Annotated in this window: 10 protein-coding genes and 2 riboswitches; all 10 genes read left to right on the forward strand. The window is 46.8% G+C overall.

All coding sequences use genetic code 11. From position 1 onward, the window contains the following. The first annotated feature begins 2 nt into the window (after positions 1-2). The 10 genes from H8K36_RS12765 (at position 3) to H8K36_RS12810 (ending at position 16,387) form a co-directional block, all read left to right on the forward strand. Positions 3-800, forward strand: coding sequence for a spermine/spermidine synthase domain-containing protein (locus tag H8K36_RS12765; RefSeq protein WP_370587144.1), 798 nt, complete (start codon positions 3-5; stop codon positions 798-800). Positions 801-897: 97 nt separating this feature from the next. Continuing rightward, positions 898-2,034 carry a M28 family peptidase gene (locus H8K36_RS12770; protein ID WP_230404609.1) on the forward strand — a complete coding sequence of 379 codons (1,137 nt, stop codon included), beginning with the start codon at positions 898-900 and terminating at the stop codon, positions 2,032-2,034. A 93-nt stretch (positions 2,035-2,127) separates the two neighbouring features. After that, positions 2,128-3,831 carry a M14 family zinc carboxypeptidase gene (locus H8K36_RS12775; protein ID WP_186916862.1) on the forward strand — a complete coding sequence of 568 codons (1,704 nt, stop codon included), beginning with the start codon at positions 2,128-2,130 and terminating at the stop codon, positions 3,829-3,831. A gap of 198 nt (positions 3,832-4,029) precedes the next feature. Further along, entirely contained in the window at positions 4,030-5,793 is a 1,764-nt protein-coding gene (locus H8K36_RS12780; RefSeq protein WP_186920451.1) for a GNAT family N-acetyltransferase, read from the forward strand. Between the two features lie 121 nt (positions 5,794-5,914). Next, a riboswitch (glycine riboswitch) is annotated at positions 5,915-6,018 on the forward strand. An 11-nt stretch (positions 6,019-6,029) separates the two neighbouring features. Next, a riboswitch (glycine riboswitch) is annotated at positions 6,030-6,156 on the forward strand. Positions 6,157-6,329: 173 nt separating this feature from the next. Further along, on the forward strand, positions 6,330-7,454 hold the full coding sequence (gene gcvT, locus H8K36_RS12785; RefSeq protein ID WP_186916864.1) for a glycine cleavage system aminomethyltransferase GcvT: 1,125 nt from the start codon (positions 6,330-6,332) through the stop codon (positions 7,452-7,454). 261 nt (positions 7,455-7,715) lie between these two features. Next, on the forward strand, positions 7,716-8,093 hold the full coding sequence (gene gcvH / locus H8K36_RS12790; protein ID WP_186916865.1) for a glycine cleavage system protein GcvH: 378 nt from the start codon (positions 7,716-7,718) through the stop codon (positions 8,091-8,093). Between the two features lie 214 nt (positions 8,094-8,307). After that, the gene (gene gcvP, locus H8K36_RS12795) at positions 8,308-11,187 is read left to right on the forward strand and encodes an aminomethyl-transferring glycine dehydrogenase (RefSeq protein WP_186916866.1); all 2,880 of its coding nucleotides are present in this window, start codon (positions 8,308-8,310) and stop codon (positions 11,185-11,187) included. A 361-nt stretch (positions 11,188-11,548) separates the two neighbouring features. Next, positions 11,549-11,992, forward strand: coding sequence for a hypothetical protein (locus tag H8K36_RS12800; RefSeq protein WP_186916867.1), 444 nt, complete (start codon positions 11,549-11,551; stop codon positions 11,990-11,992). A 188-nt stretch (positions 11,993-12,180) separates the two neighbouring features. Further along, positions 12,181-12,336, forward strand: a complete 156-nt coding sequence (locus H8K36_RS12805; RefSeq protein ID WP_186916868.1) for a hypothetical protein — start codon at positions 12,181-12,183, stop codon at positions 12,334-12,336. Positions 12,337-14,101: 1,765 nt separating this feature from the next. Next, a complete protein-coding gene (locus H8K36_RS12810; protein ID WP_186916869.1) occupies positions 14,102-16,387 on the forward strand; it encodes a M9 family metallopeptidase in 2,286 nt (761 codons plus the stop codon). The last annotated feature ends 46 nt before the right edge of the window (positions 16,388-16,433 follow it).

The raw sequence follows: 16,433 nt of genomic DNA on the forward strand, positions 1-16,433 counted from the left end.
GCGTGAGTAAATCAAAGAAAATCACTAAGGCAAAAGTAGATATCGTTGAGCATCCCGATGTCTTTGTTTCGGAGTTTCGTGGCGTCCGTTCTTTGCATCTGGCAAGTGAAATCAATTCCGATACCTCAACCGCACCTATTCAAGGTTCGATGCGTTTAGCTGTGCCTGATCAAATTGAACTTGAATACGTACAGCAGATGAATGTATGGATGCTGTTCAACATGGTGCCGCAACATATTGTGCAACTAGGCTTGGGTGCGGCCTCGCTCACTAAGTTTTGCTATCGAAATTTTCCTCAGTCGAAAGTGACTGCCGTCGATTTAAATCCTAAAGTCATTGCGATGTGTCGCGAGCAGTTCAAACTGCCCGACGATGATGAACGTCTACAGGTATTGGAAATGGATGCCTTTGACTTTGTGAAGCAATCACAGCGCCACGGAAGTCTCGATGTTATTCAAGTAGATTTATACGACGCTGAGGCCGAGGGACCGGTGCTAGATAGCCCTGAGTTTTATCAGGCATGTGCGGATTGCCTCAACGAAACGGGTATGTTGACAGTCAATTTGTTCGCGAATGATTTGCAACGTCAGAAAAATATCGAAGCAATGCAAGCCTGCTTTGATGTCGTGGTGTGGTTGCCCGAGGTGCACGATGCTAACGTGGTGGCAATCGCATTCAAGATGGCGCCGGAAGTGGACTTCGATGTCTTATATCAACGGGCGGCTATTTTGCGAGTGAACTACAAGCTGCAAGCGCCAATTTGGGTGAATGGCTTAAAAGAGTGGATGCTGCGTGATTAGGCGTAAACGAGGCGGGGAACTTCTTTGAAAAGACTTAGTCTGAGTACCTTGTACATGTAGAAATAAGTAAGAAAAACCAATTACCTAGGGATGAACGATGAATATGAATAAAAAAACGTGGATCGTCAGTGCGGGCCTCTTGGCCATTCAGTTGGCTTTTGCTGGCAGTGTTTGGGCTCAAAAGGCGGAGACCAAAGATGCTGCGATCCCGCCCGCGGTGCAGGCGACGTTGAATCAAATTTCTGCGCAGTCAATGCGTGGACACATGGGTTTTTTGGCATCTGATTTGCTGGAAGGTCGTAATACCCCATCTCGTGGACTGGATTTGGCAGCTGAGTATATCGCTGCACAATTTAAAGTCGCTGGCTTAGAGCCCGCAGGTGACAATGGTTACTTTCAAATGGCAGACTGGGACGAGCTCGCGAAGAATCTCCCACGTCGTCCAGGAACGCCACCGCCACCGGCAAAAGCCGAAGGGGTGCCACATGACATGGTTAAAAATGTGGTCGGTGTGTTGCGTGGTTCTGATCCAGTTTTGAAAGACACTTATGTGTTGGTTACAGCTCACTACGACCACATTGGTATGAAACCGAGCGGTGATGGTGATCGCATTTTTAATGGTGCAAACGACGATGCGAGCGGTACCGTTTCAGTTATCGAATTAGCGAAAGCCTTCGCGAGCATGAAAGAGCGTCCAAAACGTTCTATTGTTTTCATGACATTTTTTGGCGAAGAAAAAGGCTTGGTCGGTTCCCGTTACTATGGAGCGCATCCTATTTTTCCTATTGAGAAAACTGTCGCAGGCATTAATATCGAACAAGTTGGACGCACGGACGACTCCGAAGGCGCACAAGTTGCATCCGTTGGTGTTACCGGTTTTGATTTTTCTGAAGTGGGTGCCATTATTAAAGCGGCTGGTGTGAAAACTGGCATCAATGTTTGGAAACATCCAGTCAATAGTGATCGTTATTTTGGCGCAAGCGATAATCAAGCCTTGGCGGATCAAGGTATCCCTGCTCACACGATCAGTGTGGCATATGGTTTTCCTGACTACCATGGTGTCGGTGACGAAGCGAACAAGATTGATTATGAAAATATGGCCAAAGTCGATCGCGCGGTGGCGCTCGCAGTGGCAACGATCGCTAACGATACGAATGCGCCAAAATGGGATGAGGGAAATCCCAAAGCAGCAAAATATTTGAAAGCTTGGAAAGAGCGTCAAGGCGCTAAATAAGTTTTCATCTTGATTGAAGGCGCAGAATAGTTCTGCGCCTTTTTCTTTGGGTCTTTGTTTTTCAATCGACCGTTTTCGTTTTAGTGGAATGTCATGTTTAATTTCAACTCATCAGTAAGACCAACACGCTTACTCGCGTACGCTTTGATAGCGTCTGTCTTGGGCTTTCAGTCAACATCAAGCTTCGCTGCGGATAAATCGCCATGGCCACAAACGCGGTTTGAACAAAATAATTATCAGACGACGAGCACCGTAGCTGATGTTGATATCTTCATGTCGGCCTTGATGAAGAAAGATAAATCCTTGCAGGTGTACTTGCCGAAAAATGCGCCACGTACGACCGAGACCGGGCAACCGCTGAACGCATGGCGCTTAGCGGCGACGGGTAAAGATCCGCTTCGTGTGTATATCAACGCGGGTATCCATGCCGGAGAGGTTGAAGGTAAAGATGCGATGCAATTGATTATGCGTGAGCTATTGCAAGGGAAGTACCCCGAGATTCGTCAAGCGATTGAGATCGTGACTTTGCCGACCTATAACGCAGATGGCGCCGATGCGCAAGACCCCGCCAATCGCCGTCATCAACCCAATCCGGAAGGTGGTGTTGGACCGCGTGAAAATGCATTTGGCATTGATTTGAATCGCGACATGATGAAAGCGGCTGCGGCCAATACTCGTTGGATGTTGGCGATGTACCAAGATTTTCAGCCCGCTGCAGTGTTTGATTTGCATACTACCAACGGCAGTTATCATGGCTTCCATATCACCTATGAGCCAGCGTGGGCAACGGGGGGAGACGCCAGCCTACAAAGCTTGAATCGCACGATGTTGACTGATGTGCGCTCGACGATGGCTGCGCGTGGTATGCCGACTTATGACTACGGAAATTTTCGCTACAACAAAGATAAACAAATTGATGGTTGGGAATCGGCTTTTTCTACGCCTAATCTGGTCAGTAATTATCCAACGTTGCAGTACGCCTTAGGTGTTTTGGTCGAAACCTATGTGTACCGCACATATCCGCAAAGAATTGAAGATAATCGTTTATATGTGGTGGAATTATTGCGCTGGCTGGCGAAGCACAAAGACGCGGTCAAACAAGAACAATTCGCAGCGCGTGAACGTTGGTCTGCCCAATGGAAAGCTCAAACAGCGCGCTTGCCTTTGCGTACTGAAATGACGCTCGCTGAAAACTATGTATTCGATGTGGTTGACCCTATTAAAGACGCGAATGGCCAGATCATCGGTGAAAAATCAAGAACCAAAATGGAATTGCCGGCCTATGTTGCGTTTAAAGCCGTCGATGAAATCGCCATACCCCAAGGCTATTTGGTTGATCCCGCCTATGCTGAAAAATTGCGTCCGATACTCGAGGCGCATGGTCTGAAAGTGTATCCCGGTTCGGCGAGACCGAAAGACCAAAGCTTGATGTATTTCCACGAGAGTGATCGACAAGTTGCAAAAGACACTTTTCAGGGAATTTTTACAGTGCAAATTAAGGGTGCTTGGAAAGATCAACTTCCAGAAAAACGCGCGGGCTATACTTGGACCAAAGACACTCTAGACCGCGCTTTATATGTTCCCTTGAATCAGCCCTTAGGGCGACTGGGCTTTTATTTGCTCGATCCACGTAGCGCGGATGGTTTGGTATTTTGGGGCTACCTGCATGCCTATTATGCGAGAGGTAAGGGCATGTGGGGGGAGCCACCACGACAACCTATTTTGGCTGTGGGCGGTATCACGAATGGGGTAGAAAAAGCTGCCGAGAGTCGTAAGCCTGAACGTGTGCAAGAGTAATCCTTCAAACTGAAACAAGGAAAGTTCTCGTACATCGATTTGCAAGAGCAATTTTATTGAACTTGGTTTTTTGCTAAAAACGCCCAGATGAATGCGATAGAGAAGCGACACTTTCCTATTTTTTGTCGTGAGAAATTCTGGCCTCGTCAGGAAATGCGCTAAAGTGCAAGGGTGTCTGATCGCTCCTTATCTCCTTGCATGAAGCCTCTTGAAGAAATTCAGTTAGACTCCAACCCCAGTGATGCTGATATTGCGCAGCTACGTTCTGGTTTGCATCTATACAATCGACAAGCAGTCGGCACACGCGATCTGCAAGCCTTGCAGTTCGTGCTTAAAAACAAAGAAGGAGAAGTTGTTGGTGGCCTTCTGGCAGATACCATTTGGCAATGGTTGGTGATCCATACACTGTGGATCAGCGATGAATGCCGTGGTCTCGGATATGGTGTGCAGCTTTTAGTCAAAGCTGAGCAGACGGCAATTGAGCGTGGATGTCTATTCTCTGCCTTAGAAACCTTTAGCTTTCAATCTCCTCGCTTCTATTATCGTCAGGGCTATCGCGCCTACGGACAGCTTGACCACTTCCCCAAAGGTCATACACGGTTCTCTTTATGGAAGCCCTTGCAGTCACCGATACCATTTGCGCATGCGCAATTCGACCGCGATAGTCAAGCCATCGAGCAGATTGGTCCTCAGAATAACATCGACATTGAGCAAAGCTTTTTCGCCTTACTTTATCAAACTAGCCTCGATATGTTGGAGCGGCACGACTTGGATAGTTTGTTGCAAACTATTGTCGAGCAAGCAGCGACGATTTTGGATGCACCGCTGACTGAAATTATGTTGGTCGACAAAGACGAGCTCGTGGTGCGAGCATTCACAAAAAATCTCAGTCATCTCCAGGGAGATCGTGTTCGTCGTGGTGATGCTCTGGTTAGTTGGCGAGCTCATGATACAGGAATGCCCGCTATCATCGATGACTATTCCAAATGGGCCGGTCGCCGTGTGGTGTATGGTGACGCTGAACTATATGCGGTGGGTGATTTTCCTATTATGGCAGGGGACCGTTGTCTTGGAGTGCTAGGTTTAGGCAGAGTTCGTGAAGGCCATGTGTTTTCTCCGCTTGATATAGAACGCGGTATGCGTTTCTCTCGCTTGGCAGCGATGGTGATTGATCATGCTCAACTTCATGAAATTGCGCAGAAAGAAATCGCCTCGCGAAAATTAATCGAGGACGAGTTACGTCAACGCAATCATCAATTGGCAGAGCAAAACACAGAGCTCGACGCCTATGCACATAGTGTTGCGCATGATCTCAAAAATCCTTTAACCACCATACTTGGCTCACTTCGACTAGCACGCGCGCGTTTGCATGAATTACCACAAAGCCAGCTACAAATTATGTTGGCAATGGCAGATCGAAATGCCGTAAAGATGCAAGAAATCATTGAAGCACTGCTTCTCATGGGGAGCGTGCGGAAAGAGTCTGATCTTAAATTGCAGAAGCTCGAGATGGGAGGCATTGTAAAAGAGGTGTTGCAGCGGCTCGAAGCACAAATTCATGAGTCTGGTGCCCGTATTCATTACACAGATCATTGGTTGCCCGTGATGGGTATTAATGCTTGGGTCGAACAAGTGCTCATGAATTATGTGAGTAACGCTCTGAAGTACGGAGGCGAGCCGCCTCATATCGATATCTTTTGCGAAATGAAATCGAACGGCACGGTGCGATACATTGTGGCTGATCGCGGGCCAGGGGTGAAACCCGAGGATGTGCCGGACTTGTTCGAAGCGTTTGAGCGCTTGGGTAACGACAGTAAAGAAGGGCATGGTGTAGGATTGTCTCTGGTTAAGCGTATTGTCAACAAATTGGGTGGGGATGTGGCTTACCAAGCTAGACCCGATGGTGGAAGTGAATTCAGTTTTGAACTGCTCTCGGCAAGTTCCATTTCTGGCTTGAAATAGGCAGGCTTTGGTGTTTGATTTGATAGTAAATAGAATAAGTATTGTGACTGTGCAAGTGTGAAAATATGAGCGAAATAGTTGTTCGAATAGCGGCAATTACAGTGTTTCGCGGTATAATTCTGCCACTTGATCGGGAGAGAGCTGCGCAAAAGAGTGATTTTGCAGACAGCCGCCGAAGGGGCTAATACCCAACAAACTCTCAGGCAAAAGGACCGATCAGCGGGGTGGTGTGAAAACTCCCCTACTCTGGAGAGCGGTAGCAGTGCAAAGTAGAATCGCACTGAACTACCCACCGAAGGTGCGACGAGAATCGTTGAAACATGAATCTCGTAATCTCTCAGGTACCAGGACAGAGGGGTAACGATTGTATGGTCACCTCTATAATCCGATTATAGGGCGCATTGTTTGGTTGAACGCCTGGCATCGCATCCGCAAAATCGAATTCTAGAGATAACCAATTACATACGAAGAAGTCAAAAAATCGTATGTTTTTTTTCGTCCCTTTTTCTGTCCAAACTTGGTACTGAGGCACTCACATGACGCAAGCAACTCTTAAAGTAACTCCCTTGAACGCAGCACACCGTGCAGCCGGCGCGAAGATGGTTGATTTCGGCGGTTGGGATATGCCCGTGAACTACGGCTCCCAAATCGAAGAACACCATGCCGTGCGTAGTGACGTCGGTATGTTTGACGTTTCCCATATGTGCGTAGTTGACCTCAAAGGCGAGAACGTACGTAGCTTCTTGCGCGGTCTGGTTGCTAATAATGTCGACAAATTGCAAGTACCAGGCAAAGCCTTGTACTCAGCGATGCTAAAACCTGAAGGAACAGTGATCGACGATTTGATCATCTACTTCATGAACGAAACTTGGTTCCGTCTGGTGGTGAATGCCGGTACAGCGGAAAAAGACGTGGCGTGGATGAATGCGCACAACACAGCAACGAACGCTGGTATCACCATCACACAACGTCGTGACGGTGCAAATTCTTACGGCTTGATCGCTGTTCAAGGCCCCAATGCTCGTGCGAAGGCATGGGAAGTTTTGCCAGAGACTAAAGCGGCGAGTGCTGACATCAAACCATTTAACGCAGTGATCGTTGAAAACACTTCCTTCGGCGAAGTGATGGTCGCACGCACTGGCTACACCGGTGAAGATGGCTTCGAAATCGCTGTCTCTGCAGAACGTATCACCGACTTGTGGAATGCCTTGGCAGCTGCAGGCGTAAAACCAGCAGGCTTGGGCGCACGCGATACTTTGCGTTTGGAAGCGGGCATGAACTTGTACGGTCAAGATATGGACGAAACAGTCAATCCATTGAATGCTGGTTTGGCATGGACGATCGACTTGGTTGCTGAACGTGATTTCGTCGGTAAGAAAGCTTTGCAAGAGCAAGGCCAAACACAACAATTTCTTGGCTTGATCTTGCGTGAAAAAGGCGGCATCTTGCGAGCTCACCAAAAAGTGGTGACACCGCAAGGCGAAGGCGAAATTACGAGCGGTACTTTCAGTCCAACGATGCAAGAAGCAATCGCCTTGGCACGTTTGCCTATGGGCGTGGCGATTGGTGACACGGTGCACGTACAGATTCGTGACAAACAATTGGCAGCAACAGTAGTGAAGCTTCCGTTTGTGCGTAATGGTAAGGTATTGGTTGCTTAATTATTTTTTCGTCGCCGAGGCGCAGAGTACGCAGAAGTTTTAGTCTTGTCATTCCCGCGAAGGCGGGAACCCAGCGGCGTAACAAACTAAAGATACTGGGATCCTGCCTTCGCAGGAACGACGTGAAATAAAGTGCTCGGCGAACGCAGTACTTCTGTGGTCCCGAAGGTAGTTTCAGGTTTTAAGTATTGATTTTTAAGTTTTCGTTTTCGATTTTTAGTTTTTTAGAGTTAAACAATTCAAATTTTTTTGGAGAACAACATGACAATTCCAGCAGATCGTAAATACACAGAATCCCACGAATGGGTACGCGTTGAAGCAGACGGTACAGTATCCGTTGGCATCACAGACTTCGCACAAGACGCATTGGGCGATATCGTTTTCGTGGACTTGCCAAAAGTGGGCGCAAGCTTGGCTGCTGGTAAAGATTGCTGCGTAATCGAATCTGTTAAAGCCGCTGGCGACGTGTACGCACCGGTTGCTGGTGAAGTTGTTGCGGTGAATGATGCAGTCGTGGACGAGCCTGCATCTATCAATACGGGCGCATTCGATGCGTGGTTGTTCAAGTTGAAGCCAGCGAATGCAGCAGATGTTGATGCGTTGTTGAGCGCAGAAGCATATCAAAAAAATATCGGCTAATTTTTTTTGTGTCCGCATAAACCCAATTCTCGGGCGCATTCCGGCGTTGCAAATGCGCGCAATATTGACATATTGCTGTGCATATTTTCTGCAACTTGCCTTGTACTGCATCCTGATAATTGAGTTTCTACGGGCACAAAGTTGTCTCGGATAGATTGATATATCCGAAACTTGCCAGAATCTGTTCTAACCCGTTTTTATCCCCCAAATTACCATGACACGTACTAGCCTTTCCCAACTTGAGGCACATGATGCCTTTATCGCCCGTCATATCGGCCCGTCTGAAGCAGAACAAGCTGCTATGCTCAAAGTGTTGGGCTATGCGGATCGTACAGCCTTGATCGATGCGATTGTTCCAGCGAACATCCGTCGTAAAAACGTTTTGCCATTGGCAGACTTCACAGAAGCGAAATCTGAAACTGAAGCATTGGCAACATTGAAAGCATTGGCGAGCAAAAACAAAGTGCTCAAGTCTTTCATCGGCCAAGGCTATTACAACACGCACACGCCAGGCGTGATTTTACGTAATATTTTTGAAAACCCAGCGTGGTACACGGCTTACACGCCATACCAACCAGAAATTTCTCAAGGTCGCTTGGAAGCGATTTTGAACTTCCAACAAGTCATCATGGATATGACTGGCATGGATATCGCGAATGCGTCTATGCTCGACGAAGGTACAGCCGCTGCCGAAGCGATGACCTTGATTCAACGTGTTGGTAAATCGAACTCTAACGTGTTCTATGTAGCGCATGACGTCTTGCCACAAACACGTGAAATCATCGAAACACGTGCCAAACCTTTGGGCGTAGAAGTACGCACATTGACAGGCAATGAAGCCATCGAAAATGACTGCTTCGGCGTACTCTTGCAATACCCAAGTGTTGATGGCGAAATCCGCGATTACCGCGAATTTACAGCCGCTGTCCATGCTAAAGGCGCGATGGTGATCGCTGCTGCAGATTTGTTGGCATTGACCTTGATCGAAGCGCCAGGCACATGGGGTGTTGACGTCGTCGTCGGAAACAGCCAACGCTTCGGTGTGCCGCTCGGTTTTGGTGGTCCACACGCTGGTTATATGGGCACGAAAGATGCATTCAAACGTTCTATGCCAGGCCGTTTGGTCGGTGTGACTGTTGATGCGCAAGGTAAACAAGCTTACCGTTTGGCATTGCAAACTCGCGAACAACATATCCGCCGCGAAAAAGCGACATCTAACATTTGTACAGCGCAAGTATTGTTGGCAGTGATTGCTTCGATGTACGCGGTCTACCATGGTCCAGCAGGCTTGAAACAAATCGCCCAACGCACACACCGTTTGACTGGCACTTTGGCCGCTGGTTTGAAACAAATGGGCGTAGCGATCGCAAATACTTCTTTCTTCGATACATTGACAATCAATGTTGCTGATGCTGCAGCAGTTCACGCAGCAGCGCAAGCAGCGGGCTATAACTTGCGTCAGATCAGCGCGACACAAGTTGGCGTGTCTTTGGACGAAACCACAACACGTGCAGACGTTGAAGCTTTGTGGACTATCCTCGGCCAAGGTAAAGCAGCTCCAGCGTTTGACGTGACTGAAGCAAGTGTGGCAGATGCCTTCCCAGCAGCATTGGCACGTACAACAAGCTACTTGACGCACCCAACGTTTAACCGTTACCACGCAGAACACGAAATGCTGCGTTACTTGCGTAGCTTGGCAGATAAAGACTTGGCATTAGATCGCACGATGATCCCGCTCGGATCATGCACGATGAAGTTGAATGCCACTTCCGAAATGATTCCAGTGACATGGCCAGAGTTTTCTAACATCCATCCATTCGCGCCAAACGATCAAACGGTTGGTTATCGCGAAATGATCGATCAGTTAGAGGCGATGTTGTGCGCAGCGACAGGCTATGATGCCGTGTCCTTGCAACCTAACGCCGGTTCCCAAGGTGAATACGCAGGTTTGTTGATCATTCAGGCTTATCACCAATCACGTGGTGATGCACATCGTAATATCTGCTTGATCCCATCTTCAGCACACGGTACTAACCCAGCGTCTGCTTCTATGGTGGGCATGGAAGTTGTTGTGGTTGCGTGCGATGAAAACGGTAACGTGGATTTGGCTGATTTGAAAGCCAAAGCAGAAAAACACAGCGCCAATTTGGCAGCAGCGATGGTAACTTATCCATCTACTCACGGTGTGTTTGAAGAAGGTATTCAAACTTTGTGCGAAATCGTTCATGCACACGGTGGCCAAGTGTATGTCGACGGCGCGAACATGAATGCATTGGTTGGCGTAGCGGCTCCAGGCAAATTCGGTGGCGACGTCAGTCACTTGAACTTGCACAAAACATTCTGTATCCCTCACGGTGGTGGCGGCCCAGGTGTTGGTCCAGTAGCGGTTGGCGCGCACTTGGCAAAATTCTTGCCGAACCAACGCTCTAACGGTTATGTCCGTAGCGAAGCAGGTATCTCTGCGGTCAGTGCTGCACCTTTCGGTTCCGCTTCCATTTTGCCAATCTCATGGATGTATATCGCCATGATGGGTGCAGAAGGTTTGAAAGCCGCGACAGAAACAGCCATCTTGGCAGCGAACTACATCGCGAAACGTTTGGCACCACATTATCCAGTGCTATACACAGGCCACGACGGCTTGGTTGCGCATGAATGTATTTTGGATTTGCGTCCATTGACAGATGCAACAGGCATCTCCAATGAAGACGTGGCCAAACGTTTGATCGACTTCGGTTTCCACGCTCCAACCATGAGCTTCCCAGTGCCAGGCACTTTGATGATCGAACCAACAGAAAGCGAATCCCAAGCTGAGTTGGATCGCTTCATCGACGCCATGATCGCGATCCGTGAAGAAATCGCTAAAGTCGCTAGCGGTGAATTCGACGCCAAAGACAATCCACTCAAAAACGCACCACATACTGCAGAAGTATTGGTTGCCAACGAATGGAATCACGCCTATGGCCGCGAAGTGGCAGCTTATCCAGTACCAGCATTGCGTAAGCAAAAATACTGGGCACCAGTAGGCCGTGCGGACAACGTCTATGGCGATCGTAACTTGTTCTGCGCTTGTGTTCCAATGAGTGATTACGAGTAATTACTTGCTGAAGTTTTAGTTTGGTAGAAGAGCGGGCATGCGTGAGTATGCCCGTTTTTTTATGTTTGAGTTTTGTCGTTGATTCTGAATAAGTCGGACGGGAAAGTGAGTGCAGAAGCGCAGTTTCTAATCAGTATCGTAGATCTCAAAACTCGTGAATGTATTTATTGACATGCCGATAATGCAAGGTAGAATCCCGTTTTCGACGTTACGTTTCTTGCGGAATTTTAATACTACTGAAAATGATGTCGATACTTGGAAAGCGAGTATTCATGAGGCATTGGGGAGAGTTTATGAAAAGTGTTATGCGTCACCTTAGTTTATTTGGCGACATGGTGTCGCATAAATCGAGTTATACCTCATGAAGAAGATAGCTTTTCTCCTTGTTCTGATGCTTGTAGGTTTTGCGACGCACCTCTATTACGTGTTTCGCCCTATTGAGGGAATTGACGTTAGTGAGACGGCGGTTTCTCTGCAAAGTACCACTGAGAAGTATGAATATCACAGACATTTAAGATTGCTACTTAGTGATCAAGATCCAGAGGATCTAAGGTACTTAATTAACGTACGTTGTGATGGCGAAGGAGCCTACGAACATGGGAAAACGTTGGTTCAAGCCCTTATCAAGTTGGGCGATACAGCTTTTAGTGGAATGACTTCCAAACTGAACAAGACCGAAACACAGACCTTGTTAACATTCATGACTGCAGGACACGAGTATGGTAACTTCTCGGCGTTTCCTGAATTGGAAGAATTTAAGCGCCGGTTTCCTTTAACTTTTAAGTCATTGAGTGGGAAGGTATAACATGGTATTCGAGGATGAAGCCGTGATATTGTTTCGCTTTAAAATTTTCCGCTTCGAGCGGCTCATCTCAATTCGACGTTAAATATCAGATATTTGAAATGTCATACTCAGCACATCACCGTCAATGTTTAGACTCGACTTTGTCTATAGAGCACCGAATTTCACATGTCCGATCTTGCGCGGTTCATATGTCCCAGAAATATCATGTAAGTCGATCTGAAATTTTAGAAAAAATTAATATCGCAGATAAATATGATCAAGACAAATACCCAACGGCAGCCGAATTAGAAAATGCAATTGCGAAGCTGGATTTAATTAAGGAGCGGGGTTTTGATAATGTTTAACTCAACGCTCGGCTCGGACACTACGCATTTGGGAATCTCGATGTCCGGCATTTTTTCAACCATTCGCTCTTCGGTTTCGGCGCATAATGCGCAGCCCGCGTAGGTACGATTGAAGCGCAGCGTAATCGTACGCAAGTCATCGCAAACATTCACAACTCTTTTATCGGAAAAAAATGAACGGCGCGCATTTGTGCCAGCGTGACTTGGCGTTCTACGGCCAATCTGTTGCAGCGACATTAATGGGAAAATTTGATTCGTGATGATCTTGATTTTAAGGGCATGTCGATGATGTTCATAGAAATTCTCTAGAACATGGATTGATGAAATGCGTATGTGAGGGGTCTTATTCCTTTTTTTTAGAAATGAAGACCGGAACTTATCTTCCGGACTGCTGCGGTGATTTCGAAAGTCGTGTTGGCGGTGGTGGTCGACATGCGTACGATTACGCTTCGCTTTAATCGTACCTACGCTGGCAAGTATTTAGATCATTCGATTTTTTTTGCTATTGAATCCTTTAATAGTTTTCGTTGACTTAAATAGCAACCGCATTTCTTGCACTTTGTCGGAAAAGGATGAATTCCATTTTCATATTCCGTGTTAGAACCAAAACTGACAAATTTACTCATTTGAGTGTCATTACATTTTGGACATTTGTAACGACTCATTGAGTAAATGATATAGCCACAAGCAATGAACGAGAAAAAAGCATGTGTCCAACCCAAGATCTTGCTACCTTCTTCATAGAATACGAAATACAAAATAAAGATCAAGATTGAAACATACAATCTAATCCAACTTCGTCGGAATGCATTGGCATGTAATATTTGTTCGTTGAAGTTGACGTCATTTTCAAAATCTACGGTTTTAGATCTGATTGACCAGGCATTGAAATGATCGATTGACTTGGCAATTACATTAAATATCATTTTCCCCGATCTTTTTTTTCGTCAAATTAGTTTGTTTGTTTAACGCATTAAGTCTTCGATATGCCTAACTTAGAACCCATATCAGCTTTAGCTTGGCTTCATAAATATTGGATTCCGATTGTCTAGACGGAGGCCTAACTTTAGGTCGCGATCTGCATTTGTATTTAGACGACAGCGTTGGTGAACAAGCTTTTCGTTTTCACTGTTCGTTATCGTATCAGGACATCGAGCTTTGTTGGCCATTTTATTCTTGAGTGCTAAGTTTCGAAACTTGACCTTCCCTCGACGTCGTTTGCAAATAAGGTTTTAAAATCGGCATTAAAATATACGGTTGCGAAAAGCCACGACAACACCATCCCCTCCAACCATCCTCACTCCATTACTACCAAATAATCACCTAATCAAAAATTTCCTCCCGCGATTCACCAAATAAAACTACATTAATCCCCATGATTCCCATGGGAAATTCGCCTATTTGCGACGAATTTTGGAATTTTGTTTGGGTTTTGAATTTCTCCTCCGAGCAAAATTTCACAATTTTTTACCTTTCCAAAATTTACTCTGTTTTTGCACGAGATTGCCCTCGCTCTGGCGCTCTTTGTGAATATATCGTTGATATTTCTTAAATATATTTATAAGATGAATTCGCCTTAACGTTAGTCAGATTTCTTCTGAGGGAGGGGAAAGCTGGCTGATGTTACTGCAGTGTTCGCTGTCTGGGTTCGACGAGATAAAACGTTTGGTTCTTATACATTCATGAGCACGGCAAAGGGCAATCGAGCAGGGAGGTGTAGGTTAAACCTAGCTCATCTATCCATAAATACAATAGGAGTTTTCAAATGTCGATGAAGAGAAATTCGATGATCGTGGCAGCTTTACTCGCCGCCAATGTCACGGGAATAGCGGTCGCGGGCAGTGCCGTCAAATTAGCCCATACCGAGGGGGCTGAGCATGATCATCAACCCCTGAAACAAGCGCCTCGCCCACACGCACGTACTACTTTACCGCCCAGTGCCGAACAGGTGAAATTCAATCTGCCGCAGAGTAAGAAAGATGTGCAGGCTCTATATGCTTCTAGCAAGAATTCTGCTGCGGCAAAATCTACACCCCTGATGGCGCCAGCGCCAACTGCCGCATGTAAAGACATGAGCACCTTAGCGAGCTATAGCGGTGCGGCCTTGGCGAATTATTTGGTTTCTTTGCCAGATCCAGAGTGCACTTATGGTTTGTTTTCTTTGACATCGGCACAAGGCGCGGGCATCTATTCCGCCACTAACTTGAATGCGGTAGCATCACGTTTTACGCAAGAGGCGAGCAGCTATAACGCGAGCAACATCGCTTTGGTGAACTTGACCTTGTATTTGCGCGCCGGTTACTACTTAGCTTCTGGTGGGACGATTGCAGCACCAGCACCGACCGTTGTCACGAATCTGCGCGCACCGATTAAGCAATTGATCGACGGTACCGCCTTGTATGCATCGAATGCGGCATGGGGAAATACGGCGAGTGAAGTGTTTAAATTGGTGACCAATTTAAATGACGAAGCGTACTACCTGCCTAGCGTCAAGAATGTCTTTATTCGTTACACCAACACGCCGTCGAACCCTACCGCAGCGAATGGTCTGCTACAGTCTTCTGCTGCGGGCGCATTTACTGGTGCGTTGACGGTGATGTTCTATGCGCACGATAGAGCAAATGCCGCATCGATTATTCAAGATGCTTCTTATCCAACCGCCTTGAACAATTTTGTGGTCAATAATAAGGCAGCTTTACTCAATACCAGCACCGCCTATCAATTGAGTGATGCAGAAAATGAAGCTTTCCGTTTCATGAAGTATGCGTCGCTGTTGAATGCGGTCAAGCCTATGGTCAAAAATCAGTTGGCGACATCGACAATGACGGGCCCTGATAGTGATCTGTGGTTGAACGCAGCGAGTGCCGTCGATTACTACGATAGCGCAAACTGTGCTGAGTATGGCACTTGTGGTTATCAAACCAAATTGGCAGATGCAGTATTGAAGACCAGCTACACCTGCAGCCCAACGATCAAGATTCGTGCTCAGGATATGACAACGCAACAATTGCAAGACTCTTGCAGCATCCTTGGTGCTGAAGAAGCCTACTTCCACAAAATGCTGTTGACGAATAACACGCCGCTTCCTAACGACAATAACAAGTCTTTGGAGTTGGTCGTGTTTGATGACTACACCAATTACAGCAAATATGCAGGAGCCATTTACGGCATCGGCACTGATAACGGAGGTATGTACTTAGAAGGTGATCCAGCTGATGTGAACAATCAAGCACGTTTTATTGCACATGAAGCGTCCTGGTTGCGTCCGGCATTCTCTGTATGGAATTTAGAACATGAGTATGTGCATTACCTCGATGGTCGTTTCGATATGGCGGGCGACTTTTCTGCAGGGACGGCAAAACCAACGATTTGGTGGATTGAAGGTGTCGCCGAATATTTGTCCCACAAGAACAATTATCAAGAAGCGATCGATGCTGCAAAAACGGGTAACTATAAGCTGAGCACTATTTTTGGAAATACCTACTCTATGTCTGACTATGTGACTCGTGCTTATCGTTGGGGTTATATGGCAGTGCGCTTTATGAACGAAAAGCATCGTAGCGATATCGATGCGATGGTGGCGAAATTCCGTGCAGGTGACTACAACGGTTATCAAACTCTGGTCAATAACATTGGCACACGTTACGACACGGAGTTTGCAAATTGGGTGCAGACCGCTACGGTTGCAGGTGAGCCTCCATTACCATCGACACCAGTCGTCAGTTTGCCAGCGTGCTCATCGACTTCGCAACTAGGTAAAAACTGCTCAATCAAAAACTTCAGTTCGACCAGTCAAGCATACGCTTACATTATGTTGCCAGCAGGTGCAAAAAATCTGAAGTTGTTCACGAATGGTGGCACTGGTGATGTTGATTTGTATGTGAAAAAAGGCGCCTACCCAACGACGACTTCTTACGATGCAGCTTCATTGAAAGCAGGTAATGATGAAAGTGTATTGTTGGCAACGCCGACGACAGGTCAGTGGTACTACATTACGCTGCGCGCTAAACAAGCATTTAGTGGCGTGACCTTGAGCGCGACTTATGAATAGTAACGAATAGGTCAGGGTGAACCTGATTCAATCTGCGGTCTCCCAC

Source organism: Affinundibacterium nitidum (assembly GCF_014284155.1).
GTDB classification, from domain to species: Bacteria; Pseudomonadota; Gammaproteobacteria; order Burkholderiales; family Burkholderiaceae_D; genus Undibacterium; species Undibacterium nitidum.